The organism is Specibacter sp. BI4, assembly GCF_056680095.1.
Genome location: NZ_CM155265.1, coordinates 532,996 through 559,918, shown reverse-complemented (window position 1 = coordinate 559,918; position 26,923 = coordinate 532,996). Strand labels below are relative to the sequence as shown.

The window sequence follows — 26,923 nt, the reverse complement described above, 5'->3', positions numbered from 1 at the left end:
CGCGTCCCCGCGCCGGTTATGGATAGCGAAGGTTCAATTGCGCCGCCCTGTTGCGGCGCAGTCAATGAAGGAAGAGGAACACCCACCCGTGAGCACGCAAGCCACCCCCGCAAGCGATGTCCGTGACGTCATTATCGTAGGTTCAGGCCCGGCAGGCTACACCGCAGCGATTTACACCGCCCGCGCGGATCTCAAACCGCTGATGATCGCTGGCTCGGTGACAGCAGGTGGCGAGCTGATGAACACCACAGAGGTGGAAAACTTCCCCGGGTTCCCCGAGGGGATCATGGGCCCGGACCTGATGGAGAACCTCGGCCAGCAGGCTGAAAAGTTTGGTACTGAAGTGATGTACGACGACGTCACTTCCGTTGAGCTTGAAGGTGCGGTCAAGACCGTGACCCTGGCAGACGGACAGGAATTCAAGGCCCGCTCTGTCATCATCTCCACCGGGTCGGCATACCGCGAATTGGGTGTCGAAGGTGAAAAGCGCCTTGTGGGCCATGGTGTGAGCTCCTGCGCCACCTGCGACGGCTTCTTCTTCAAGGGCCACAACATTGCCGTCATTGGTGGTGGCGACTCCGCCATGGAGGAAGCGATCTTCCTGACGAAGTTCGCGGACTCGGTGACGGTTGTGCACCGCCGCGATACCTTGCGCGCCTCCAAGATCATGGCGGACCGCGCCTTGAACCACCCGAAGATCAAGTTCGTGTGGAACTCTGAGGTCGTTGGCATCGACGGCGACGCCAAGGTCAGCGGCATCCGCTTGAACAACCTGGTCACGGGCGAAAAGAGCGAACTCACAGTCACCGGCGTATTCGTTGCCATAGGCAACGATCCCCGTGTTGACCTGGTCAAGGGCGCGCTTGAATTGACCGAGGCAGGCACGATTTCGGTTGAGGGCCGGTCCTCCAAGACAAACTTGCCCGGTGTTTTTGCTGCCGGCGATGTAGTTGACCCCACTTACCGACAGGCCATCACGGCCGCCGGCTCGGGATGTGTTGCCGCACTGGATGTGGAGCACTTCCTGGCCGATCAGGACTCCTAAGAGAAAGTAGTTCACCATGAGCAATGCTAAAAGCGCAACAGACGCAACGTTTGCCGACGCGGTACTGAATTCAGAGAAGCCTGTCATCGTGGATTTCTGGGCCGAATGGTGCGGACCGTGTCGCAAAATCGGTCCCATCCTGGACGAGATGTCAGTTGAGTACTCGGACAAGATTGACGTCGTGAAGGTGGACGTGGATGCCAACCCGGCCATCGCCGCCAAGTACGGAATTACTTCCATCCCGGCGGTCTACCTGTTCCAGGGCGGCGAAGTTAAGACCACCGTCATCGGAGCCCGTCCGAAGCAGTACTTGGAAAAGGAATTTGCAGATTTCCTGAAGTAGCATCTGCAGGCGACTTTAATGGGTGTGGCCCGGACTTTGTCCGGGCCACACCCATTTAAGCTGCCATATCTCAGCTTCTCCCAGATTGATCCTAAGGTTCAAAACGGCTGCACTGAATTTCCGGAAAGTCGGACTCTGGGTGGCCCTAGGCGACTGATTCGCACCCTCAGACTGTTTCACGTGAAACTAACTTGGGGAGATGAATCAAGTGCCGGAGCACATCGAATTGTCCCATCATGCAAGCTGCCGAGTCCCAGGTGACGATGAAGAACGGTTACCAGCGCTTGTTCCCATTCAGGGTGATTCCCTCGGATGTCAGACGTCGGCTGCTAAACCCACTTACGATTCCTGCGAGATGGATCTGACGCATCTGAGCCGGCATACGACGACCATCGCCGCAGCGAGAACGAACCCGAATTCATGAGGCCCAATGGGCCCGGGGCGACCACCCGCATTGTCATTAATGTGGCCCACCGCTGGTAGCAGTCGGCCGTGCTAGGACTGACTCGCCTAATGTGAATGCCCCCGTATCTGTTGAAAATTCTCAACAGCTACGGGGGCTTCTTCATGGGCGATGGGGCGGATTGTTGTGTCGCGGAGGTGTGTCGCGCAGGTGTGTCGCGGGGAGGCTGGAGCGAGTCCGCTGGCGTCCAAACGCCCGTGGTGGCGGCCTCAGAAATATATTTGGGAAGTTGTGGATAACCGTGTTGCTTCCCAGACATAAAGGCTATAATAGTGGTATGGGCAGTTCAGAGAATTTCCCGGTCGGCCGGGATGGTTCATCCACCACAGTGAGTGTGGCGGACCTGATTGCCGGGCTTGCTCTTCCTACTATTGAACCTCTTGCCTCTGACATTGCTGCCATGGCCGGGTTGCCTGATTTGCCGCTTCCCGAGCCCCGCCGTGGTAGCCGCCGCGATCGCACTGCTGGTGGCCCCTCTGCCGGCACTGCCGAGGTTCCTGACACTGCCGGGTCCGCCGGTGCTGGCCACCACACTGATAGCTCTTCTGACTCTGCTGGATCTGCTGGTTCTGCTGGTGGTGTGGGGTCGCGTTTGGAGGGTGTGCGGGCGTTGATGGATGGTTGCACGGACGCGATCGCGGCGTTGCACAAGCATCAGAATCAGTGCGCAGCCCTGGCGGCGGTGTTGATTGCCCGTCTTGAGTCCACGGCGGTGCTCGAGGGTGGGATTCTTGGTGTTGATGCGTGGCAGGGCGATCTGGCGCAGATGTCGATGCGGGCCGATCTGGCGGGGATCCTCTCGGTGTCCGAGAGTGTCGCGGGGGAATTGATCCTGCACGCGGGCACGCTCGTGAAGTATTTACCGGCCACGATGGCGTGCTTGAGCAGTGGCGAGTTGGGTTGGGACTACGCGGTGATCATCGCGGAGGAAAGCAGCTTGCTGCGAGAGACCGGATCACCACAGGAAACGATTGATGGGTTTGAGCAGTTCTTGCTGGGCAAGGCCGTCGATTGCACTGTGCCGAGCTTCAGGGAGAAGGCCCGGCGCCGGCGTGAACGGTTTTACCCGGAAACGATCACCCCGCGGACCCGGCGTGAATATGGTCAGCGGCGCCTGGGGATAAGGCATTCACGGGACGGGATGTCATGGCTGAGCCTGTACGCACCGGCCCCGACCATTGAGGGTATCTGGGATCAATGCACCCAAACCGCCCAAGCAGCCCAGGGCCCCCACGAAGACCGCACCCTGACCCAGCTCCGCGCCGATATCGCCGCATCCCTGCTACTGCACCAGACCATGGCCGAAAACCAGATCCACGCCCCCGCACAAACCAACACAGACACCGACACCGGCACCAGTGCTACTGAGGGCGCTACCGGCACTGCGAACGGTGCTACTGCCACCCGCGGTGCAAATACCGCCACTGGCGGCGCTGCAACCGCTGCGGGCACTGTCGTGGTGGTGCCTGGTGATGGCCAGGGGCCGTGGTTCGCCCCCACAGACCCGTACTCGGCAGCCGGCGGGATGCCCCTGGACCCTGGCCCGGACCCGGATCTTGGTGCTGTGCAGATCCCTGCCGGGCTGATACCTGTCTTTGACGACCCGGACTATGCAGATCCCGGCTTCAAGGACCCCGATATCCGTAACGGTCCCGACTGGGACCCGACAGCGATACCGCCGACCCTCACCCCAGCCCCCACCAACGCCAGCACACACAACACCAGCACCGGTAGCGGTAGCGGTGCGGGCATGGGCTCCAGTACCGGTGGTGAGGGGACAACTGCGAGCAACACCAGCAGCAGCAGTACCGGCAACAGTCCGGTGGGGCCGGTGTGGCCGCCGATGCCGCAGGTCACCCCGGTGGTGTTGATTCCTGTGTTGTCGTTGTTGGGGGCGACGAATGAGCCTGCGTGGTTGGAGGGGTCGGGTCCGATCAGCATGGAAGTCGCCCGGCACTTGGCGGCAGGGGCCCCGTCGTTGTTGCGGGTGTTGGTTGATCCGATCAGTAATGAGCCCCTTGATGTGGCCCCGGAGCGGTATCGGATTGGTCAAGCGATGCGTACGATGCTGCAGATCAGGGATGAGTACTGCCAGTTTCCGGGGTGTTTGGTGAAGGCCACGAACTGCGAGGTCGACCACATCAAGAAGTTCGAACACGGTGGCCGGTCCATTTACGACAACCTTCAGACGTTGTGTCATCGCCACCACGTCCTGAAGCATTTCAAGGACGACAGGACCCGTACCGGTGAGTGCCGGACAGATCAAAGCCCGGAACGCGAAGCGGTGCGCCTGCGCGGCTGGACACCGGTCATGGTCAACGGGGGTGTCGGGTGGACGTCACCGACGGGGCGGTACTACCCGCCGAAGATCGGTGACACGCAACCACCGGTCTACCCGGAATGGTTGATGCAACACATCAAAAAGAACCTCGGGACGCAAGACCTCCACGACCACCCCGAGCCCCAACCCACCGCCGGCCCCGACAATGCCGCCGAGCTACAAGACCCTCAGAACCCCCAGGACCCCCAGGATCCTCTGGACTTCCTGGACTTTGAGTTCCTGGACGAGGCCGACATCCCAGGCTCCGACCAGGACTACAACCCCTACGCCCAAGCCCTGCCGGAACCGCCACCGGGAATCTTCGCCACCGACGAAGAACAAGCCGCCCTCGACGAAGAAACCATCAACGACTACCTCACCAGCAACCCAGACACAGCGTAGCCAATGCAATCGATGATGATTTCTTAGGTTTCACGTGAAACCTAAGGCCCTGCAATTATCACTTCACAAGACCGTCGATCAGCACCCGCGCCGTTACCAGATCAACCCAGCTGCCTGCGGAATCTGGTGTGTTGTCGAAGACCTTCAAATGCGGCAGCCATACGACTACCGGCCCACGCGGCGCAAAGGGATCACTTCATTACACCCGGTCTCTCCTGTCGCTCTTGGTTCAAGCGCTCTGTGACCTGCGGACTGTCGACGGGTCAAGATTGCGGAGATCCACGTCAGAATGAACGAATCGCGGAACACCACATCCCTATACAATTCAACATCCACGGTTTTCTGCCACTCGTGGGCGCCAATGTCGGGTGTGCGGCAGAAAACCACAGTCAGAGAGCAGGCCTGCTGTTGAATCCAATAATTGAAGACGCGGTACTGAGTACTCGGCGCTTTGGGGACCACCCATTATTGCCGTCGGGGGCCAGCACCTCCCTGGGCGGGAGCCACCGGCCGCTTACAAGTCCATCCATTCCTGAACGGCGCCGATCCATCTGTGAATACCGCGTGCAAACACCGACAGGGCGGGACCGCAGCGGCGTCCCTGGGTGCGAGCCGCCTGTGGACACGCTTCTCGGTAGGGTCCCAAGACAAAAGGCGCTTCTATCGCCGGCAGGATGCTATCCGCCACACACTTCCCATGCTTCACAGCGAACGGCAGCATGCAGGAGCAGCCGATCCAGATCAGAACGAATCACGTCGCCGTGCCCACCACCCCAGCGGCGAAGTGGCACCCGACAATGCCGCTGATGGCTCCCACGGAGAACATTCGCGTTTCGCGGGGTGGTCTCCACTCGTAATATTAGTGACTCCCATGTGAGCAGATATTCAGTACCCGTAGACGGCTACCGCCTACAAGGGCCGGTACGTCTTGTAGGGCCGCGTTCCCCAGCTGGCGCGGCTGCAAAGTGTCTCTATGACCACCGTCCGTCGACGCCGGTCCTCATAGACAATCAAAAGCCTGTTGGATACTCGTATAGCGGCTGGCCGTGACGTCGTCACCACGACTCGGCCGACGGATCATCTGATTGGCAAACCCATGCACACTCTCTCGGCTGCGGGCGTCGGACGAGCGGGTGTCACTGCGACACCAGACCTCGGGCAGGGCATCGAGTCGGTGCATGGACGCGCCCACACCGGCAGGGACCCGCTGCCCGATATGCAGCCTGTGGAATGACCTTCAGCTTTCATGCCGCCCGTACAACGAAAGCAGTCCCCTGCGGGGCCTGCGGGCCGATAGCCGCAATCAGCGCGCGAGCTTGAACGGACACCTCCCAAAGATTGGGATTGCGCTCAGTTTGTGGACGATCAAGGGTGCATAAAATTCGCGTCAGGCGCCTGAGGTTGCGGCTCAAGGAAGAGATGCGGTGAGCCTTGAAGGGGTTACCGCGTGAGAGTAACGGTTAGCGGCCGGTATTCTGTCCACGGCACAGCAGTGGCACTTACGTGAACACCAGTTTCAGGCGCGGCCAAGTAGCAGCATCCCGGCGCCAATAGCCTTATGATTTCCCTACTTGTTTCACGTGAAACACCTTCCAGGTCTCTGGCCATATTCAGCTTGAGCTGAAGCCCTTGTTCTAACCGACGAGATCAAGTCCCAGCTTGTCCAGCCCAGAGAACCCTCAGCCCCTGCCCCCAAGTTGGACAACAACTGGACCTGACTTCATCCAGACCTGGACATCTGCAATTTGAATGACAAGCAGGAGGACTCGGCTTTGCAAGACTGCTCTCGTGGCCACAGACAGCGTGCAGGATGCTGGAGTTTTCGCCAGCCTGCCCATCGGTGACTTTGGATGTTGCCAGTCCTTCATCCCCCAGCAGCCAGCCAGAACTCCCTCTGTGTGCTGCACATACATGAGATCCACCTTTCGCTGACAAATCCAAAACCCCCCGGGGTAGCCCGTTCTTCCTCCGCCAACGCCCAGTTGCTGTACTCCCGAAGCCCCATATGCACCGTGCTGAGACATTATCAGTTGGGAGGAGCTGCCGTCTTCGGTTCAGAGCTGCTCCTCATGACGCTTGTTTGGCTGCAGCGTTCCGAGTTCTAGGATTGGGAGCCAATAGCAAGCACCGCTTGCCCACAATGGACTCTCCAGTTGACCCCAAGGTGCTGCCACTTCACGTTCGCCACGGTCTGGAAGGCACGTTTGTTAGGCCGCGCTCATGCGGGCTCCTGGAGCATGGTCCCCCTGTTGGAGGGGTGAGGCCATTGATCGGCACCAGCCGGCGAGCTCCCTGGCGACCGCGGTGTTGTCCATGAAGGAGTGTTTGTTGCGGGCATCAAAGACTTCCAACTTGTGGTGGAGCCGGTGGTTGCCTTCCAGGGCCCGGATCCGGGCCCTGTGGCGACCAGATCTGGTTGCCGCACAATCGGACCCGGGTCTGGCGTAGGGGCGCTGGTGCAGCCACACAGCCTCGATGAGGAGTTTGTGGGCGGACTTGCAGCCTGCTTTCGTGAGCGGGCCTTGGTGCCGGGTTGGCTAGAGGATTGCTCGCTGGGTACAAGCCCAAGGTAGGGGCCGCTGGTGGTCCCGCTGAACCTGGTGCAGTCCCCGATCTACACTGCGACCCACACCCAGTCGTGATTCCGTTGCCGCGGAGCCACTTCAATCCCTCGATCACCGGTGTGTAGCCACAGTCCCTGGCGACCTGGACGACCTGCTTTGACAATGCGCAACACGTGGGCGGCCAGCAGTTCGGCCAGTTCAAAAAAGCGCTTCGTAGGTGAGCTAGCGTGCCGGTGAACCAAAATCCTGCCGGTGTAACCGCCCCTGATGGGCCTGCGCCAATTTAGTGCCGCCCCGATAGCGAGTCTCGCAACCAGACAGTCAATGCAGACCCCGGCGCAGGAACCTGGCCAGGACGTGAAAGCACGGGCCGCGATCGTAAGCCGCCGGCACCGGTGGCTCGAAGCGGCGGATTCAGTCCAATAGGGCCGCCGATCCGAGTTCATCTCTATCGGAACCTGCTCCCCGGTATCCTCTCCCAGCTTGCAGCCAGCATCGCTGACCGCGTGAATATCGATTCCAAGAAGCGCATTGTTGGGCATGACCGGACCTCCTAGAACTCTTGTGTAGCATCTCCAATGCAACTCTCGTGGAGGCAGATAACTAAGACACTGTTCACTGGCAACCCTCGGACGCTGTGACACAGCGGGTCCCTGCCCACACCAACGGCGGCTGGGCAGGAACCTCAACCGCCCTCACCTCATGTTGTCTAAACACACATCCAGTCAGCTTCTGGTTCGCAGACAGGCTCTGGATTCGCTGCCGCAGAGCCAATTGGCAATACCCAGGTCGTTTCAGTCCGCCATTGATGGTCCGAGGTCTAATGACGTGAACTCCGAACCATTGCTGCTCCGATGGTCTTGATCACAAGTTCATGCCTCCTCGAAGGGAGCAATGTGTGGCGACGCCCCTTTGAATTTGTTGCACTAGTTCCATCAAACAACCGCTTCCAACAAGCGCTGGAATCGTTGAAGGGAGCCAACCGTGACCACTAGACGCGAACAGGTACGGCGTCCATTGGGTTGGGTGGTACTGCAGCCGGTACCTTTGCTCTCCTCTGAAGTTCCTGTCGAGCCTCTTCAAGCATTGACTGGATACAGCTCACCGTCTCCTGATACCCGCTCTTTAGCCTTCACGCCTGCCACACAGCCTCCGATGACGACTATAGGACCCGGTTCCATTCCAGGCCTTTCAGGCCGTTAGAAGGGCGCATAGGCCGTCGCGCTGGCCTCAGGGTGATTCGCGACCCAATGCAGCGCAACACTTGGGTGGGCTCACGTGAGGTGCCAAGCCCCGAATGGCAGCCCCGCAGCCTTCCAGCCAGGACACTGAGTTGACCGTCGGCGCCTAGATGCCTTCTCTACGCGTCAAGATTCATAGTTGGCTGATCCCTCGCGAGTCATTCCAGAGACGGACATAGGAGATTGAAGAAGCCTCATTCAGTCACGCCCCTCGGGGACGATCGGCTCTCAGTTCGTTCGCACGCGGGCGCTCCCCCAAGAGGCCCCCGGCATGCGCGGTACCCAACTCGCAGAAAGCTGCTTCTGGACCTGCCATCCCCATAGGGAATGATGAGCCCTCGAGTTCTGCGGCATTCTCATGTTCCACGTGAAACATCGATACCCCCATGGACAACCCAATCGGCCCCATATGTGCTGGCATCGAGTGTCGCGCCCTCCTTGACGCAGTACAGTCGCCCTGCACATGAGTGCTGCGTTTGCGTGAGTAGGACATTGGAACGCCGCACATATCCGGGTTGTTTCACGTGAAACGGTGTCCCCAGTTTCGACAACGTCCAGGTGAAGTGCTGACCACTGAGCATGTCCCCTACTTTCGCGGCGCCTCGTTGGCGCCTCGGACTTGCTCCAAGGACACGGTAGTCTCAGGCGACAAGAGGGCGATTCATGAGGCCTCGGTAGCTTCGGCATTTAATGTCCATCACGTTCAACTATTAGCGGCTCATCATCTCAGGTGAAAAAGTAGAAAGAAACACGAACAATCAGAAACTACATCGGAGAGTCTATTTTTGAAGCCACCGGCGCCCGGTCCGGAATAGTGACCATGAAGAACTGGCTCTTAGAATCAATCCTGGAGAATCCACTTTAAAGTGAAGAGGCAGTGTTTCACGTGAAACACTGCCTTTTCAGGATCACCAAGCGGCGATCAATGTCTATCTACTGCCGGGGCTCAAAACGTCCATGATGCGGTTCAGATCCTCGACCGATGCAAATTCAATGCTGACCTTCCCTTTTTTGGCACCCAGGGAAATCTTAACGTTGGTGTCGAGTCGGTCCGCCAGCGAACTTGCCAGAAAGTCCAGGCGTTCATGACGCGGGCTCGGAGCCTTGGCAGACGGCCTGTCGCCACCCAAAGGAGAATGGTAAAGCTGTACGGCCTCTTCGGTGGCCCTCACCGACATCCCCTCTGCCACAATCTTCTGGGCCAGTTGCTCCATGGCAGGCGAATCTGGCAGAGCCAACAGCGCGCGTGCGTGGCCAGCCGACAAGACACCTGCAGCAACTCTCCGCTGAACCACAGGAGGCAGCTTTAGCAACCTAAGTGTGTTGGACACCTGCGGACGTGAACGACCAATCCGATCTGCCAATTGCTCGTGGGTGGTGCCGAAGTCCTCCAGCAGCTGCTGGTACGCTGCAGCTTCTTCCAATGGATTCAGCTGGCTGCGATGCAGGTTCTCAAGAAGGGCATCGCGCAGCAGATTGTCGTCAGTCGTTTCACGGACAATGACAGGAATAGTTTCAAGTCCCGCCGCCTGGCTGGCACGCCAGCGCCGCTCACCCATGACGAGTTCATATGGCTGATCACCTGTTTCACTGGACTTCCGTACAACGATCGGCTGAAGAACACCGATTTCTCGCACGGAATGTACAAGTTCAGCCATGTCGTCTTCATCAAAGACTGTGCGTGGCTGTTTCCTGTTCGGGTGAATATCTCCAACGGGCAGCTCCATGAACGTTGCCCCGGGAACTTCTACGAGTTCAACGGGTGCGACAACGGCTGCAGGTTTCGCTGCGCGGGGGGTGTTAGTAGCCGTCTTGCGTCCCTTTGGTTCCGGGAAAAAGAGATCCACGGGACGTGTGGGCTGCCGGATTCCCGTTTCATCCCCAGAAGAATTGGGGATCAACGCACCCAAACCACGACCAAGACCCCTGCGCTTGTCAGTCATTGAGACATCCTCCGTTGAACGAACCCAGAATATTAAGGGTTCTCATGAACTTCATTGTGAATTGCAAAGTCTATCGCCATACTGAAAGTCAGGCCGTCGAACGTTCCGCGAGCTCGGAAGCCGCCTCAAGATACGACAGAGCGCCGGTGGACGAAGGATCGTAAGTCATAACCGTCTGCTGATAGCTCGGCGCCTCGGAAATTCTTACTGATCTCGGAATCATTGCCTGCAGGACCTGTTCCGGAAAATGCTCGCGAACATCAGCTGCCACGTGTGCGGCCAGGTTGGTGCGTCCGTCATACATGGTGAGCAAAATGGTTGATACCACCAGATCGGAATTCAGGTGTTTTTGAATCATCCCAATATTCTTCAGCAGTTGGCTGAGACCTTCCAGCGCGTAGTACTCACACTGAATGGGGATCATTACCTCGTTGGCCGCGCAGAAAGCATTGACCGTCAACAGGCCAAGGCTCGGTGGGCAGTCGATGAATATGAAATCGAGCCGCTCCTGGTTGTTTAGCTCACGGAACTTCACATATTCATCGATGGCGCGGCGAAGTCTTTGCTCTCTCGCAACAAGAGATACAAGCTCAATTTCCGCACCGGCCAGGTGAATAGTCGCTGGTGCACACGACAAATTGGCAATGTCGGGGCAGTCAGCCACGACTTCCGCCATGGGAACATCGTTGATGAGCACGTCATAAATACTGTCCACCTCGGCGTGGTGGGGAACTCCCAGTGCCGTGGAGGCATTGCCCTGCGGGTCAATGTCAATAACCAGAACGTGCAGACCGGCTGATGCCAGTGCTGCCGCCACGTTGACAGTGGTCGTTGTCTTACCAACGCCACCCTTTTGGTTGGCTACCGTCAAAATTCTTGTATAGCCCGGGCGCGGCAACGGGCGTCCCAGTAATCTCTCGCGCCGCTTCGTTTCACTAACAAGCTGACTTGCAATCGGACTACTGTCATCAAAATCGTCATCCAAGGGGCCGGCCGCATTCTTCTTTGTTTCACGTGAAACATCGCGGGGGGCGCCCCGATTGGAGCGATCAACCATTTTAGGTTGTTCGGAGATATTGGAACGTGCCGACCCCAAAGTCATAAACGGAGGGATCCGTTGCGAAGCTGCTTCGCTACTGGTCACGCTGACACTCTCACTTTCCTGTGGCGATGGTTGCCAACCTCTAGCCTATCGTTTCCGACCAACAGCAGTGGGGATCACCGCCGTTTCACCTTCACACGAACCACTGTCGTGGGTTCTTCCAAAATGTCTTGGCCGGCCACCAGAACCTCGGTCAGAACTCCACCCAGCTTCTTGAGTGTTTTCGCAGCCTTGGCAACTTCCTCTTCAGCGCTGCGTCCCTTGATGGCCAAGAGCTCCCCTTCGCCGCCCAGGAGTGGAATTGTCAATGGAGCCAGAGTATTGAGAGCTGACACGGCACGGGCAGTCACGACCGTGCACTCAACTTTTCCGATCGCTGCCTCGGCCCGTGCACGCACAATCTCCACATTCGGAAGACCAAGGTCCATCACGACCTCTTCAAGCCAAATAACCCGTCGTTCCAACGGTTCAATGAGGGTCAGGTAAAGATCGGGGCGGGCAATGGCTAAACACAGTCCAGGGAGTCCGGCTCCGCTTCCCACATCAGCAACCTTCGCACCCTCATCAATCAGTTCTGCAACAACAGCGCAGTTCAAAACGTGTCGGCTCCACAAGCGGGGAACTTCCCGCGGACCAATCAAACCGCGTTCAATTCCAGATGTTGCCAGGTGCTCCACGTAGCGTTTGGCCAGATCAAGGCGATCGCCAAAAATACGGTCCGCAGCAACGGCCTCTTGTGCAGTTAGTTCCACCACTATTTGTGTCCTCTAAACAGAGGTCCCGGCCGCTCACCTCAGGCAGCGGCCGGGACCGTTTTGATTCTTTCAATACAGCGCGCCTTATGGCGCAGCCGTCACCACTATGTGGCGCTTGGCGCCTTCGCCCTCAGATTCGGATTCCAAACCCAATTCTGCAATGGTGTCGTGAACGATTTTACGTTCGTAGGCACCCATGGGGTCGAGTGCGACGGATTCGCTACCCGACTTGATCTGCTCGGCGGCGTCATTGGCTATCTTGGCCAATTCAACATTCCTGCGGTCCCGGTATCCGGAAATGTCCAGGACCAGGCGTGAACGGTTGTCTGTCGATGAGAGCACACTGAGTCGCGTCAGTTCCTGAAGGGCATCCAGAACCTCACCATCCTGACCGACGAGGTTCTGCAGGGATCCCCCTTCCTCATCGGCAACGATGGAAATATAAGTCCTGCCATTGCGCACCTCAATGTCAATATCACCATCGATATCGGCAATGTCCAGAAGTTCTTCGAGGTAGTCGGCGGCAATGTCGCCTTCTTCTTCCACCCTGCTGGCACCGGTGCCGGCAGGAACTGCTTCTTCCTCAGGGACAAGCTGCGTTTCTTCAGGCATTATTTCTTCTTCCTGTTTTTGCGTTGTGGCTGGTTCCGCTGGCCCTTGGGCTCAGGAATCTCCTCGATCACTTCTTCCGCCTCAACCTTCTTCTTTGAGGCACCCAGCAGCGGCAGGCCCTTGGCCTCGCGACGCTTCTGATATTCCTTGTACGCAGGCGAGCCGGGGGTGGGCATGCGGCGGATCACAAAGAACTGCTGACCCATGGTCCACAGGTTGGTGGTGGTCCAGTAGATCAGGACACCGATGGGGAAGTTCACGCCACCGATGCCGAAGACGAGCGGCAGCACATAAAGCATCATCTTCTGCTGCTTCATGAAGGGGCCCTGCATGGCTTCTTCAGACATGTTCTTGGACATGATCTGCTTCTGCGTAATGAACTGCGAGGCGATCATGGCAAGGATCATGACGATCGAGAGTGCCGCAATGGCGAACGTCAGATTGCCGCCCTGGAAGGAAGGCAGCAGTGCGTCGGAAAGGCGGGCGCCAAAGATGGTGGCCTCGTCGAACTGCACCACCTCCGCGTGGGTCAGTGCGCCAATGCCCTTGCTTTCAGCGTTGGCCTTGGCCACGCCGGAAAGCACCTGAAACAGGGAGAAGAAGAACGGCATCTGGATCAACATGGGCAGGCATGCAGAGAACGGGTTGGTACCGTGCTCCTTGTACAGCGCCATTTGTTCCTGGCCCATGGCCTGGCGTGACAACTGGTCGGTCTTGCCCTTGTATTTGGCCTGCAGCTTCTTCATGTCCGGCTGCAGTGCCTGCATGCCGCGCTGGGCCTTGATCTGCTTTACAAAAACAGGAATCAATGCGGCACGGATCACGAGCACCAGGCCGATGATGGCCAGTGTCCATGTGACACCTGAAGCACCGTCCATCCCCAGGAATGTCAGGCCATCATGGAAGGCCACCATAATCCATGAGACGACCCACTTGAAGGGGAACAGAATTGTATCGAAGAAGCCCATATTTCTTTTCTAATCTCCTCAAGCCGCTTTGCGACTTAGTCTTTCCTGTTGCTTGGCCAGAAATACATCCGGGTGGTTCAGCTGGACAATGAGGGGCACCGTGTCAGGGTCATCCCAATCAACATTGACCGGCGAAGGCACCGGATCCAAGCCGCCTGCGCTCCAAGGGTGGCAACGGACTACTCGTCGGGCAGCGAACCAGCTGCCTTTGATGGCACCGTGAACGGTCACGGCTTCCAGGGCATAGGCCGAACATGACGGAAAAAACCGGCACACCTGCCCATAAATGGGTGAGACGACGCGCCGGTACAGTTTCAGAATAATAATAAGAATGTTGCGGGGAAGATGCCACAAGAAAAGCACGACGGCGGCGAACCACCCTCGTGCACGATCTTGCGTTTGTGATCGGATCACAAAACATCTTCTCCTTTAGACACGTGAACCTTGTCTACTGCAGGTGCTGGTGCCAATGGCAAGCCGATTTCCATCTTCCCATGGAGCCGGGAAGAAGCAGTGGAAAATGCCTTGCGATAGTCCGTGACTAGCTCACTGAAGGAGGCAGTTGCAGAGACGGGCAGGGCCCGCACCACTACATTGACTCCAAAGGGATGCTGTCGTGTTGTTTCAACAACAATTTCCCTCAGTCTCCTTTTAACGAGATTGCGGGTCACAGCGTTCCCAACAGTCTTCGCCACGATGAACCCAACTTGGCTGGGTGCATCCGGAGAAGTGGACACCATATATAACACTAAGTTCCGGCGTCCATTTCGGACGCCGGAACGTACAGTATGTGAGAAGTTGGCGGAAGTCCGCATTCTATTCTTGGTGGCTAGCACCCTGCGATCAACCGCAACTTCACTAAGGCCCGACGAATCGTCAAGCAGTTATTGTTTAGGCCGACAGCTCTACGCGACCCTTGGTGCGACGGGCGGCCAAAATGGCACGGCCGGCGCGGGTGCGCATACGAAGGCGGAAGCCGTGCTTCTTGGCACGACGGCGGTTGTTCGGCTGAAAAGTCCGCTTGCTCACGGTAGTTACTCCAAGACAATCAAAGATGCGCCTTGCCCGTAGCTAACAGGTAAGAAAGGGGTCGACGCTAAGTATATGGATGCCCGCTTTCGCTTCTCTTTTACAAGTTGCACGCGCAAGAGCGCAAAGCAGACACATGGGACTTCACAACGTTAGGTCACGGAAGGGCGTGCAGTCAAACCGTGGATTGGCTGCACGGTACGTTCCGAAGTCTGTTTCGAGCATCCATGCACTCACCAGGCACCAGCCGGCACCGGTCGAACTCCGTCCACAGCTGTGCACAACCGCGTGGGCAACGGCTGTGGATGAAGCCCATATCCGCACCGCTCTGTGATATTTATCCACAAGCGGTTTCTCTCGCTATCTTCTGGCGTTTTCATCCTCTAGGCTGGGCCCTGAACAAGTTATCCACGTATGTGCATAACTCTGTGGATTACCTCGTTTCGAGGACTTCCTGCATATTCACATCACACTCCTTGGATGTGTAGTAGAAGTCACATGAGGTATGGACGTAAATACAAGCATTCCGGTGCACCCCCCGGAAGTAAGGACGGAACAGTCAATGAGCACTGAGGACATCAATGACGTTGGAAGTTCCTGGCGGCGGGTTATCCGGATTCTGGAACGTGATGACCGGGTCTCTCCGCGGCAGCGAGGTTTTGTAGTCCTTACACAGCCCCAAGGGCTCATCGGCAACACCTTGCTTGTGGCCGTTCCCAACGAATTGACCCGTGAAGTCCTGCAGAATCAGCTCAGTACAGCTCTGAATGAAGCTCTGGGCCAAGTCTTTTCTGAAGAAATCAGCTGTGCCTTTAGTGTCAACGCCGACCTGGTCCCTCCCGTCAAGGAGGAAGAACCAGTTCCTGTTCCGGCTGTAGCCCGTACCGAGCGCAAGGACCTCTCGTCCCATAATGAGCACTCCGAACGGTCGGAGCAGGCATCCAAGCCTGCGCCCACCCTGCCCAGCACCTCACAGGAGTTTGGCCGGCTCAACCCCAAATATGTTTTTGACTCCTTTGTGATTGGCTCCTCCAACCGTTTCGCCCATGCGGCAGCGGTGGCGGTGGCTGAAGCCCCTGCAAAGGCATACAACCCGTTGTTCATCTACGGTGACTCTGGATTGGGTAAGACTCACTTGCTCCACGCCATCGGCCACTATGCCCGCCGCCTGTATACGGGCATCCGGGTGCGATACGTCAACTCCGAAGAGTTCACCAATGACTTCATCAACTCCATTCGTGACGACGAAGGCGCAAGTTTCAAGCAGCTTTACCGCAATGTCGACATCCTGCTGATCGATGACATCCAGTTCCTGGCCAACAAGGATGCAACCCAGGAAGAGTTCTTCCACACTTTCAACGCCCTGCACAACCACAACAAGCAGGTCGTAATCACCTCAGACCTGCCGCCCAAGCGCTTGCAGGGATTTGAAGAACGGATGCGTTCACGTTTCGAGTGGGGCTTGTTGACAGATGTTCAGCCTCCCGAACTGGAAACCCGCATCGCTATTTTGCGCAAGAAGGCCATTGGCGAGGGGCTTTCCGCGCCCGACGATGCCCTGGAATACATAGCCTCGAAGATCTCCACCAACATCCGTGAGCTTGAAGGTGCGTTGATTCGTGTCACAGCGTTTGCCAGCTTGAACCGCCAGCCCGTGGATGTTGGCTTGGCCGAGTTGGTACTCAAAGACCTCATTACCGACGACGGCGCACAGGAAGTCACTTCGACAGCCATCCTGGGGCAAACCGCTGCCTACTTCAATATTTCCTTGGAGGAGCTGTGCAGCAAGTCCCGGACCCGGTCGCTCGTGACTGCCAGGCAGATAGCAATGTACCTGTGCCGTGAGCTTACCGACATGTCTCTGCCAAAAATTGGGCAGGAATTTGGTGGCCGGGACCATACAACTGTGATGCACGCAGACAGGAAGATCCGCGAATTGATGGCTGAACGCCGCGCCATCTACAACCAGGTCACGGAGCTGACCAACAAGATCAAACAGCAGCAACGCGAGGGATAGCCCGCGCAGCGAGCGAATTTTTTCTTGAATACAGGGCTGTGGATGGCCCTGTGGATAACTTGGTGTACAAGTGCTTCCCCCTGCGGATAACCCCCATGTCAGCTGTGGATCATTAAATCCGTCAAAAAAGTTCTCCACCGCGCCCCACAACCTCAAGCGGTGGAGCCTCACAAGCTGTGCACAGGCAACTTCGGCCAAACCGCATGCCAGGAGGCGGTTATCCACAGTATCCACAGGACTTATTAACACTACTAACTACAAGAATTATTCGTTTCAAACAACATCTACCCTTCCCCCATCCAGCTCACCGGACGATCCAACGACCAATGCCCAACTGGGCTGGTCTAGGGGCTAAGCTGTCTCCAAGCATGTAATTCCTTTTCTGGCTCGTTGGTCCATTCCGGACCGGCACCAAGAATGCATAACGACACTTTTTCGCACCATGAAAGGCGGCACCCTTCCGTGAAGTTCCGAGTCGAACGGGATGTTCTGACCGAAGCAGTCAGCTGGGCCGCACGATCTTTGTCACCACGTCCTCCAGTTCCAGTGCTTTCGGGTCTTTTGCTGAAGGCGGAAGCCGGCACTTTGAGCCTGTCCAGTTTTGACTACGAGATCTCAGCCCGCTTGCAGATCCCCGCTGACATTTCCGAAGAGGGCACCATTCTGGTTTCCGGGCGGTTGTTGGCTGATATTTGCCGCAGCCTTCCCGCAGCACCGGTTGAAGTTGAAACGGACGGCAGCAAGGTCACCTTGACTTGCCGCAGCAGCCGCTTCCATCTGGCAACCATGCCCGTCAACGATTACCCCGAGCTGCCGGCACTCCCCGAAATCAGTGGAACTGTTGACGGAGATGCCTTTGCCCAGGCAGTTTCACAGGTCATCATCGCCTCCAGCAAGGACGACACCCTTCCCATTCTCACCGGAGTGAAAATGGAAATCGAAGGCGACCTCATCACTTTGCTGGCCACCGACAGGTATCGGCTTGCCCTGCGTGAAATCCGCTGGAACCCGACGACGCCGAACATTTCCACAGGTGCCCTGGTCAAGGCCAAAACCCTTAGCGAAGTTGCCAAAACATTGGGAAGCTCGGGCAACATCAACATCGCACTCTCGGACAACAGCGAGCTCATTGGTTTTGAGAGCGGCGGACGCCGCACAACTTCTTTGCTTGTTGACGGCGACTACCCAAAAATTCGGTCATTGTTTCCCGACACCACACCTATCCACGCAACAGTTGAAACCCATGCCCTGGCAGAAGCTGTTCGCCGTGTGTCCCTCGTTGCGGAACGCAACACGCCTGTACGTTTGATTTTCACGGATGGCCAGTTGACGTTGGACGCAGGTACTGGTGAGGATGCCCAGGCTTCCGAAAACCTTGAAGCAACCCTGGTTGGCGACGAGATCACAGTGGCCTTCAACCCCCACTACCTCAGCGAAGGCTTGAACGCTTTTGACAGCAAATATGTCAGGTTCTCCTTTACCTCGGCACCAAAGCCGGCCATGCTCAGCGCCCAGGACGATATTGACGGTGAACGCCGCGACGAATACCGCTACCTGGTCATGCCTGTGAGGCTCCCGAACCAGTAACGCCCCTCAGGGCCAGTCACCTCCAGACCCACCGCCACCCAGCTTCAGCAACCAACCCATGGAAAAGAGCAGCAACCGTGCATATTGGACTCGTCGGACTTGGAAAAATGGGCTTCAACATGAGGGCCCGCCTGCGTGGCGCCCAGATTGAGGTGACAGGGTTCGACCAGAACCCGGAGGTAACCGACGTAGCTTCGCTGGCTGAACTGGTGACCGAGGTGCCCGCACCGCGGCTTATCTGGGTGATGGTTCCCTCAGGTGACATCACAAACTCGGTAATCAAGGAATTGTCTGAACTTCTTGAACCCGGTGACTTGCTGGTTGATGGTGGAAACTCGCGGTTCACCGAGGACCAAAAACATGGTGAAATGTTGGCAGTGAAGAACATCGGGTTCATGGATGTTGGTGTCTCCGGTGGTGTCTGGGGCCTGGAAAACGGGTACGGTCTCATGGCCGGCGGTGCAACCAAGGACATCGAACGTGCATTGCCTGTTTTGGACGCACTCCGTCCCGAAGGCGACCGGGCCGACAGCTTCGTCCACGTGGGCGACGTTGGTGCAGGCCACTACGCCAAAATGGTTCACAACGGCATCGAATACGGTTTGATGCAGGCCTACGCCGAGGGCTATGAGCTCCTGGCCAAGAAAGAGATCATCCAGGATTTGCCGGGCACTTTCCGCGCGTGGCAAAAGGGAACGGTTGTTCGTTCCTGGCTGCTGGACCTCATGGTCAAGGCACTGGACGAAGACCCGGGGTTGGAGTCCATCGACGATTACGTGGAAGATTCCGGTGAGGGTCGGTGGACGGTGGAAGAGGCGATTGCCAATGCTGTCCCGGCACCGGCCATCACGGCAGCACTATTTGCCAGGTTCTCCTCCCGCGAGGATAACTCCCCCGCAATGAAAATGGTCTCCGCGCTGCGCCACCAATTTGGTGGCCATGCCACAAAACCTGCGGGTTCCTAACGGTGGATAAATCTCAGCTCCATGTATCTTGAACACCTTTCCCTGACTGATTTCCGCAGCTACGCCCAGGTTGACCTGACGCTAACCCCCGGTGTCACTGTGCTTGTCGGCTCCAACGGCCTGGGCAAAACCAACCTCGTCGAGGCCATTGGGTATCTGTCCACACTGGCCTCCCACCGGGTAAGCCAGGATGTGCCATTGCTGCGCTTTGGAACCGAACGGGCCCTCATTCGGGCCCAACTGGTCCGGGGCGAGCAAAAAGTCATGGTTGAGATGGAAATCAATGCCTCCCGGGCCAACCGTGCCCGCATCAACCGAGCCAACCCCGTCCGGTCCCGCGACATTTTGGGGCTTTGCCGCACCGTCCTGTTTGCTCCCGAGGATCTGGCCCTGGTCAAGGGGGACCCCGGCAACCGCCGCCGATTCCTGGATGATTTGTTGGTTGTCCTGCTTCCCAAGCATGCCGGCACCCGCAGCGACTATGACAGGGTTCTCAAGCAACGCAACGCCCTGTTGAAGTCGGCCCGGTCCCAACATTTTTCCCGCTCCGGTGTGTCAGAGGTGCAGCTGTCGACCCTTGACGTGTGGGACCAGCATCTGGCGGTGGTTGCGGCAAATCTGCTCGCGGCAAGGCTTGACCTGCTCAACCGGCTGCGTCCCCACATGGCCGAGGCGTACGCCCAGCTCACCGATGGGTCCAAAGTTCTGCGCGCCCAGTACCGCAGCAGCCTGGACGAGGCAGTTCAGCCCGGGCAGGCCGGCCCGTACGACGGCGCCTCCCCCGACACCTTTGGCGGTCCGGAAGGCGGGGCTGCTTCCGGCGACAAGGACGGTGTTGACCTGTCACTGTGCAGGGTGGAAGAACTGGTCGAAAAATACCGTGCGGAGCTGATTCGTTCCAGAACCCGGGAGCTGGAACGCGGCATGTCCCTGGTTGGTCCGCACCGGGACGAACTGGAATTGCTGTTAGGCCAGGCACCTGCCAGGGGATATGCCTCCCACGGTGAATCATGGTCCATTGCCTTGGCGCTCAGACTTGCCTCCTTTCACGTCCTTGACGAGGACAAGCATGTGTCCGGGAACCAGCCAATCTTGATCCTTGACGATGTTTTCGCTGAATTGGATGCCCAACGCCGCCGAAAGCTTGCCTTGATGGTTGCGTCCGCGGAGCAGGTCCTGGTGACAGCGGCAGTGGGCGCGGACATTCCAGATGAGTTGTCGGGTTCCACCGTCCAAGTGATTCCTGGTGGAGTGCTTCCCAATGAGTGAGCAGCCTCCCGGCTTCTCAAACGACGACCCAACCAGCCAGAAGCGCCGCGCCCAGGCGGCTGCCAAGGACCATGTCACTGAAATCGATGCCGCCCAGGCGGCGCTGAACCGGATGCGCAGGATTGCCAAGAGTCGCGGAGAACTCAGGATTCCGCGGAGTCGGTTGGGTGAAAAGGCAGTTCCCAAGAGCAAACGCAAGCCATTTCTTGACGCAAAATATGGTGGTGGCAGGGACCCCCTGGGGTTGGGGAATGTTGTGAGCCGGCTGGTGTCCGACCGCGGGTGGAGCTCTCCGCTTGCCGTTGGCTCGGTCATGGCACATTGGGACACCTTGGTTGGGCCGGAAATTGCTGCGCATTGCCAGCCTGAAAGTTTTGACGCCACAACCCTGCACGTCAGATGTGATTCGACCAGCTGGGCAACCCAGTTGAGGCTGCTGTCCTCGTCGCTTCTGGCCAAATTCGATACGGATCTGGGCCTCGGCGTGGTGACCAGGATTATGGTGCTGGGACCGGCGGCACCAAGTTGGCGCAAGGGTTTCCGGAATGTCAAGGGACGCGGCCCGCGGGACACTTATGGATAGCCTTGGGCGGTTTAGGTCAAAACTGGCCGGTGCGCTGTAGGAGCATTCAAACCCCGTGGGGCGTACTTCTCCTTAAAGAAGGAATAACAATTGCGTCCTGAGTACCTTTTCTCGCGTTTCAGGGCACGGTGGGCACCCACATGGACCGGCCGCAAGGTAGAATTACACAATAACCGTCTCTCCGCGGCGCTGTGGCAGGTTTTAGGTTAAGTTGAGAGCGGTATTTATCTGCCTTCCAAGAGGAATCGACGCACAGACGAGTGACAGTCGCGTGCCCGTCCCAGCGTTGGCAATCGAGCTGAACAACAAAAGGGGACGAACGCGCCTGTGACGACGAATAATCCGGATAGTGCCGCAATTCCAGAGCCGGAAAGCACGGAGCCAAGCGCGGCGCCAACTACCGCAACACCCGCTGCGCCAGCCAAGGACAACGGTCACTACGATGCCAGTGACATCACCGTTTTGGAGGGCCTGGAGGCCGTCCGCAAACGCCCTGGCATGTACATTGGCTCCACCGGCCCGCGCGGGTTGCACCATTTGGTTTACGAAGTGGTGGACAACTCCGTCGATGAGGCGTTGGCCGGCTACTGCGACCACATAGAAATCACCCTGACCGCCGAGGGCGGCGTGCGGGTTGTGGACAACGGCCGCGGCATTCCAGTGGCCATCCACCCCACAGAGGGAAAACCCACTGTCGAAGTAGTCATGACCATCCTGCACGCCGGCGGAAAATTCGGTGGCGGCGGCTACGCAGTGTCGGGTGGTCTCCATGGTGTTGGCATTTCCGTTGTCAACGCGCTTTCCAGCAAGGTTGAAACGGAAATTCGCCGCAACGGCTTTGTCTGGCGCATGAACTTCGCCGACGGCGGAAAGCCCCAAGGCACCCTGGTCAAGGGCGAGACATCCACCGAGACCGGAACCACCCAGACGTTCTATCCCGACGCCACCATTTTTGATTCCGTCGACTTCGACTTCGAAACCCTGCGTGCCCGGTTCCAGCAGATGGCGTTTCTGAACAAGGGCCTGAAGATTACGCTCACGGACGAGCGGACCGTGTTGGCAGAGCCCGACGAGGACCCGGACCTGGACGCCATTCCCGAGGGCAAGGATGTTACGACCGGAAAGCGCGAGGTCGTTTACCAGTACATGGACGGCCTGCTCGACTACGTCAAGCACCTGAACACCTCCAAGAAGTACGAGACCGTCCATGAGGACGTCATTGCCTTTGAAACCGAGGATTCCTCACGCAGCATGGCAGTGGAAATTGCCATGCAGTGGACCACTTCCTTCTCGGAGAGCGTCCACACCTATGCCAACACCATCAACACCCATGAGGGCGGAACCCACGAAGAGGGTTTCCGTGCGGCCATGACCTCCTTGATGAACCGCTACGCGCGTGAAAAAAACATCATCAAGGAAAAGGACGACAACCTCACCGGTGACGATATCCGTGAGGGCCTCACCGCTGTCATCTCGGTAAAGCTTTCCGAACCTCAGTTTGAAGGCCAGACCAAGACCAAGTTGGGCAACTCCGAGGTCAAGGGCTTCGTTCAGCGGGTTGTGACCGACGGACTCGGTGACTGGCTTGAGCGCAACCCGGGCCCGGCCCGCGACGTGATTCGCAAGTCAATCCAGGCCTCCATGGCCCGGCTGGCTGCCCGCAAGGCCCGCGAAAACACGCGCAGGAAGGGCCTGCTGGAATCCGGTGGCATGCCGGGCAAGCTCAAGGATTGCCAGTCCAAGGATCCGGCGCTGTCAGAAATTTACATCGTGGAGGGTGACTCCGCAGGTGGTTCGGCCGTGCGCGGAAGGAACCCAACCACGCAGGCAATCCTGCCGCTGCGAGGAAAGATCCTCAACGTGGAACGTGCCCGCCTCGATCGTGCGTTGGGAAATGCCGAAGTCCAGGCCATGATCACCGCGTTCGGTGCAGGCATTGGTGAAGACTTTGACGTCGACAAGGCCCGCTACCACAAGATTGTCTTGATGGCGGATGCCGACGTCGACGGCCAGCACATCACCACCTTGCTGCTCACGCTGCTGTTCCGTTACATGCGTCCCTTGATTGAAAACGGATATGTGTACCTGGCCCAGCCGCCGCTGTACAGGATCAAGTGGTCCAATGCACCGCACGACTACGTGTTCAGTGACAAGGAACGCGACGCGGCCCTGGCTGCCGGCGCGGCTTCCGGACGCCGCATCCCGAAGGACAACGGAATCCAGCGTTACAAGGGTTTGGGTGAAATGGACTACACGGAGCTGTGGGACACCACCATGGATCCTGAACATCGCACCCTGCTTCAGGTCACGATGGACGATGCAGCCGAGGTTGACCAGGTTTTCTCCACCCTCATGGGTGAAGACGTTGAATCACGACGTAACTTTATTCAGCAAAACGCCAAGGATGTCAGGTTCCTCGACATCTAGCAGGGGCTAAGCATGGCCCACTAGTTATAGAGCAAGCCAGACATATATTGCGAATGGAATATACAAGATTATGAGCGACGAAACACCTCAGGATCCTTCAGAACAGACCGTGGACACCACGGCCAACGACGTTCTTGAAGGAAATGTATTGCACGACAAGGTAGAGCAAATTGATCTCCAGGAGGAGATGAAGCGCTCATACCTGGACTACGCCATGGCCGTCATCGTGGGCCGCGCCCTCCCGGACGTTCGGGATGGGCTCAAGCCCGTGCACCGACGCGTACTGTACGCCATGTTTGACGGCGGATACCGCCCGGAGCGTTCGTTTAACAAGTGTGCCCGCGTTGTCGGGGAGGTCATGGGCCAGTACCACCCCCACGGCGACAGTTCCATTTACGACGCCTTGGTGCGCTTGATCCAGGACTGGACGATGCGTTACCCCTTGGCACTGGGACAGGGCAACTTCGGTTCTCCCGGAAACGATGGCGCCGCTGCACCTCGTTACACCGAGACCAAGATGGCACCGCTGGCCATGGAAATGGTCCGCGACATCGACGAGGAAACCGTCGATTTCCAGGACAACTATGACGGCAAGAACCAAGAGCCGAAGATTCTGCCTGCAAGGTTTCCGAACCTTTTGGTCAATGGCTCCTCAGGTATTGCCGTAGGCATGGCCACCAACATTCCACCGCACAACCTGCGCGAAGTTGCCGAGGGCGTCCAGTGGTACCTGGCAAACCCCACAGTTGGCCGGGAAGAGCTCCTGGAAGCACTGATTGAGCGGATCAAGGGCCCCGACTTCCCCACTGGGGCACAGATTTTGGGCCGCAAGGGCATTGAAGACGCCTACCGCACCGGCCGCGGGTCCATCACCATGCGCGCTGTGGTCAATGTTGAGGAAATCCAGGGACGCACCTGCCTGGTGGTCACCGAGCTGCCGTTCCAGGCCAACCCTGACAACCTCGCCATCAAGATTGCTGATCTGGTCAAGGATGGAAAGATTTCCGGCATCGCCGACATGCGCGATGAAACCTCTGGCCGCACGGGCCAGCGCTTGGTTATTGTCCTCAAGCGTGACGCGGTGGCAAAGGTTGTACTCAACAACCTGTACAAGCACACCCAGTTGCAGGAAAACTTCAGCGCCAACATGCTGGCCATTGTTGACGGCGTGCCCCGCACGCTTCCGTTGGATGCCTTCATCCGCCACTGGGTCACCCACCAGATGGATGTCATCGTTCGGCGCACCCGCTTCCGCCTGCGCAAGGCGGAGGAAGAGGCTCACATCCTGCGTGGGCTGTTGAAGGCCCTGAATGCCCTCGACGAAGTGATTGCCTTGATCCGACGCTCCTCCACAACCGAGGAAGCCCGCGACGGCTTGATTCAGTTGCTGGACATCGACGAGATCCAAGCCAAGGCGATCCTGGACATGCAGCTGCGCCGCCTGGCGGCCCTGGAACACCAGAAGATCACTGATCGTTTCAACGTGCTGGAATCCATGATCACCGAATTCAACAGGATCCTGTCTGATCCTGAAATTCAACGCGGCATCGTCAGCGACGAACTGGCCGACATCACAGCCAGGTACGGCGATGACCGCCGCACGGAGATCATGATGGGATACGACCCCAACATGAGCATGGAAGACCTGATCCCTGAAGAGGAAATGGTTGTCACCATCACCCGCGGGGGCTACGTCAAGCGAACCCGCAGCGACAACTACCGCACCCAACACCGTGGTGGAAAGGGCGTCAAGGGTGCACAGCTTCGCGGGGACGACGTCGTCGAGCACTTCTTCGTGACCACCACCCACCACTGGCTGTTGTTCTTCACCAACCTCGGCCGCGTGTACAGGGCCAAGGCCTATGAGCTTGTCGAGGCCGGCCGCGACGCCAAGGGCCAGCACGTGGCGAACCTGATGGCGTTCCAACCGGACGAGAAAATCGCCCAGGTCATGGAATTGAAGGACTACCAACAGTCTCCGTACCTGGTCCTGGCCACCAAGAACGGCTTGGTGAAGAAGACCTCACTTGAGGACTACGACACCAACCGTTCAGCAGGGGTCATCGCCATCAACCTGCGCGACGGTGACGAGCTTGTCTCGGCCCAGCTGGTTTCCGACACTGATGACCTGCTGCTGGTTTCCCGCAAGGGCCAGTCAATCCGGTTCACAGCCACCAACGAGGCACTTCGTCCCATGGGACGCGCCACCTCAGGTGTGACAGGAATGAAGTTCCGCGACTTTGATGAGTTGTTGTCGGCAGCTGTTGTGACCGATGAATCGTATGTGTTCATTGTCACAGAGGGAGGGTACGCGAAACGCACGGCCGTTGGCGAGTACCGCCTGCAGGGCCGAGGCGGATTGGGCATCAAGGTTGCCAAGCTTGTTGAGGACCGTGGTGACCTCATTGGTGCACTGATAGTTCAAGAGGATGATGAGGTCCTGGTCGTCATGAGTGGCGGCAAGGTCGTCCGTTCGGATGTTTCCGAGGTGCCCGCCAAGGGGCGCGACACCATGGGTGTCATTTTTGCCAAGCCGGACAAGAATGACCGCATCATCGGCATTGCGCGCAACAGTGAGCGAGGACTGGTGGAAGATGACGAATCACTCGAAGAAGAGGCATCCGAGACAGCCGTGACAGCCGCAGACGGCGCGGTCGAAGGAACCCAACAGAATGATGAAGTACCGTTAAATGGTAATGACGGAACAACTGGAGGTACCGATTGAGCACCAATAACCCGATCCCGCGGCCTGGTTCCGCACCAAGGGTAGGTGCCCCGGCCCGCCCAACGCAGCGCCCAGCCGGTGCTCCGTCGGCAGCCGGAGGTTCTGCTGCCAAGCGCCCGGCACCCAAGCCGAAGGCGCCGCCCACGCTGGTCAAGCCCGCCCCGAAGGCCAAGGCACGCCGTGCCCGCCTGCTGGTGAGCAAGGTGGACCCCTGGTCAGTTCTGAAAATGGCGTTCCTGCTGTCCGTGGCATTGGGGATCATCACAGTCGTCGCATCCATTGTGTTGTGGACGGTGTTGGACACCATTGGCTTGTTCGACACGATCAACGCCTTTGTCAACGACATCCAAGGCCAGGAAGGCGGCACGCCCTTTGATGTTCTGAGCATTGCCTCCCTGGGGCAAGTGGCGTCATTCTCAACCATCGTCGCAGTCGTGAACGTCGTGCTCCTGACGACGCTTTCGGTGCTCTCGGCCTGGCTGTACAACATCTCCGCCACGCTTGTGGGCGGCATTGGCGTCACCTTGACTGACGACTAAGAGCAAAAAAAGCTGAAATGCTCC

Annotated in this window: 20 protein-coding genes; 12 read left to right on the top strand and 8 right to left on the bottom strand. The window is 58.0% G+C overall.

Annotated features, from left to right (window positions below; genetic code table 11):
- Positions 1 to 64 precede the first annotated feature (64 nt).
- The 4 genes from trxB to AC1L6K_RS02610 all read left to right on the top strand — a co-directional run bounded on the left by trxB (position 65) and on the right by AC1L6K_RS02610 (position 5,807).
- Positions 65 to 1,045 carry a thioredoxin-disulfide reductase gene (trxB, locus tag AC1L6K_RS02625; protein WP_480951183.1) on the top strand — a complete coding sequence of 327 codons (981 nt, stop codon included), beginning with the start codon at positions 65 to 67 and terminating at the stop codon, positions 1,043 to 1,045.
- Positions 1,046 to 1,061: 16 nt separating this feature from the next.
- Positions 1,062 to 1,388, top strand: a complete 327-nt coding sequence (trxA, locus tag AC1L6K_RS02620) for a thioredoxin (RefSeq protein ID WP_480951182.1) — start codon at positions 1,062 to 1,064, stop codon at positions 1,386 to 1,388.
- 1,076 nt (positions 1,389 to 2,464) lie between these two features.
- Positions 2,465 to 4,573, top strand: a complete 2,109-nt coding sequence (locus tag AC1L6K_RS02615) for an HNH endonuclease signature motif containing protein (RefSeq protein ID WP_480951181.1) — start codon at positions 2,465 to 2,467, stop codon at positions 4,571 to 4,573.
- A 1,096-nt stretch (positions 4,574 to 5,669) separates the two neighbouring features.
- Complete coding sequence (locus AC1L6K_RS02610; protein ID WP_480951180.1) at positions 5,670 to 5,807, top strand: hypothetical protein; 138 nt, start codon at positions 5,670 to 5,672, stop codon at positions 5,805 to 5,807.
- Positions 5,808 to 9,307: 3,500 nt separating this feature from the next.
- Here AC1L6K_RS02610 and AC1L6K_RS02605 read toward each other — a convergent pair.
- From AC1L6K_RS02605 to rpmH, 8 genes are all read right to left on the bottom strand, one after another.
- Complete coding sequence (locus AC1L6K_RS02605) at positions 9,308 to 10,321, bottom strand: ParB/RepB/Spo0J family partition protein (protein ID WP_480951179.1); 1,014 nt, start codon at positions 10,319 to 10,321, stop codon at positions 9,308 to 9,310.
- Between the two features lie 88 nt (positions 10,322 to 10,409).
- Positions 10,410 to 11,423: a ParA family protein gene (locus tag AC1L6K_RS02600; RefSeq protein WP_480952679.1), complete on the bottom strand. Its 1,014-nt coding sequence runs from the start codon at positions 11,421 to 11,423 to the stop codon at positions 10,410 to 10,412.
- Positions 11,424 to 11,539: 116 nt separating this feature from the next.
- Positions 11,540 to 12,178, bottom strand: coding sequence for a 16S rRNA (guanine(527)-N(7))-methyltransferase RsmG (rsmG, locus tag AC1L6K_RS02595; RefSeq protein ID WP_480951178.1), 639 nt, complete (start codon positions 12,176 to 12,178; stop codon positions 11,540 to 11,542).
- Positions 12,179 to 12,262: 84 nt separating this feature from the next.
- Positions 12,263 to 12,790: a Jag family protein gene (locus AC1L6K_RS02590; protein ID WP_480951177.1), complete on the bottom strand. Its 528-nt coding sequence runs from the start codon at positions 12,788 to 12,790 to the stop codon at positions 12,263 to 12,265.
- A complete protein-coding gene (gene yidC / locus AC1L6K_RS02585; RefSeq protein ID WP_480951176.1) occupies positions 12,790 to 13,758 on the bottom strand; it encodes a membrane protein insertase YidC in 969 nt (322 codons plus the stop codon). Before yidC ends, AC1L6K_RS02590 begins: the two co-directional genes overlap by 1 nt.
- A gap of 18 nt (positions 13,759 to 13,776) precedes the next feature.
- Complete coding sequence (gene yidD, locus AC1L6K_RS02580) at positions 13,777 to 14,172, bottom strand: membrane protein insertion efficiency factor YidD (RefSeq protein WP_480951175.1); 396 nt, start codon at positions 14,170 to 14,172, stop codon at positions 13,777 to 13,779.
- A complete protein-coding gene (rnpA, locus tag AC1L6K_RS02575) occupies positions 14,169 to 14,594 on the bottom strand; it encodes a ribonuclease P protein component (RefSeq protein WP_480951174.1) in 426 nt (141 codons plus the stop codon). Before rnpA ends, yidD begins: the two co-directional genes overlap by 4 nt.
- A 55-nt stretch (positions 14,595 to 14,649) precedes the next feature.
- Complete coding sequence (gene rpmH / locus AC1L6K_RS02570; protein ID WP_044569795.1) at positions 14,650 to 14,787, bottom strand: 50S ribosomal protein L34; 138 nt, start codon at positions 14,785 to 14,787, stop codon at positions 14,650 to 14,652.
- A gap of 562 nt (positions 14,788 to 15,349) precedes the next feature.
- Between rpmH and dnaA the strand changes: the two genes are divergently transcribed.
- The 8 genes from dnaA (at position 15,350) to AC1L6K_RS02530 (ending at position 26,899) form a co-directional block, all read left to right on the top strand.
- The gene (gene dnaA / locus AC1L6K_RS02565; RefSeq protein WP_480951173.1) at positions 15,350 to 16,804 is read left to right on the top strand and encodes a chromosomal replication initiator protein DnaA; all 1,455 of its coding nucleotides are present in this window, start codon (positions 15,350 to 15,352) and stop codon (positions 16,802 to 16,804) included.
- A 462-nt stretch (positions 16,805 to 17,266) separates the two neighbouring features.
- On the top strand, positions 17,267 to 18,391 hold the full coding sequence (dnaN, locus tag AC1L6K_RS02560; RefSeq protein WP_480951172.1) for a DNA polymerase III subunit beta: 1,125 nt from the start codon (positions 17,267 to 17,269) through the stop codon (positions 18,389 to 18,391).
- Positions 18,392 to 18,468: 77 nt separating this feature from the next.
- A complete protein-coding gene (gnd, locus tag AC1L6K_RS02555) occupies positions 18,469 to 19,356 on the top strand; it encodes a phosphogluconate dehydrogenase (NAD(+)-dependent, decarboxylating) (protein ID WP_480951171.1) in 888 nt (295 codons plus the stop codon).
- Between the two features lie 21 nt (positions 19,357 to 19,377).
- Complete coding sequence (gene recF, locus AC1L6K_RS02550) at positions 19,378 to 20,625, top strand: DNA replication/repair protein RecF (RefSeq protein WP_480951170.1); 1,248 nt, start codon at positions 19,378 to 19,380, stop codon at positions 20,623 to 20,625.
- Complete coding sequence (locus AC1L6K_RS02545) at positions 20,618 to 21,208, top strand: DciA family protein (RefSeq protein WP_480951169.1); 591 nt, start codon at positions 20,618 to 20,620, stop codon at positions 21,206 to 21,208. The genes recF and AC1L6K_RS02545 overlap by 8 nt, the downstream gene beginning before the upstream one ends.
- A gap of 327 nt (positions 21,209 to 21,535) precedes the next feature.
- Positions 21,536 to 23,635: a DNA topoisomerase (ATP-hydrolyzing) subunit B gene (gyrB, locus tag AC1L6K_RS02540; RefSeq protein WP_480951168.1), complete on the top strand. Its 2,100-nt coding sequence runs from the start codon at positions 21,536 to 21,538 to the stop codon at positions 23,633 to 23,635.
- A gap of 70 nt (positions 23,636 to 23,705) precedes the next feature.
- On the top strand, positions 23,706 to 26,360 hold the full coding sequence (gene gyrA / locus AC1L6K_RS02535; protein ID WP_480951167.1) for a DNA gyrase subunit A: 2,655 nt from the start codon (positions 23,706 to 23,708) through the stop codon (positions 26,358 to 26,360).
- Positions 26,357 to 26,899, top strand: a complete 543-nt coding sequence (locus AC1L6K_RS02530) for a DUF3566 domain-containing protein (protein ID WP_480951166.1) — start codon at positions 26,357 to 26,359, stop codon at positions 26,897 to 26,899. Before gyrA ends, AC1L6K_RS02530 begins: the two co-directional genes overlap by 4 nt.
- Positions 26,900 to 26,923: the final 24 nt, after the last annotated feature.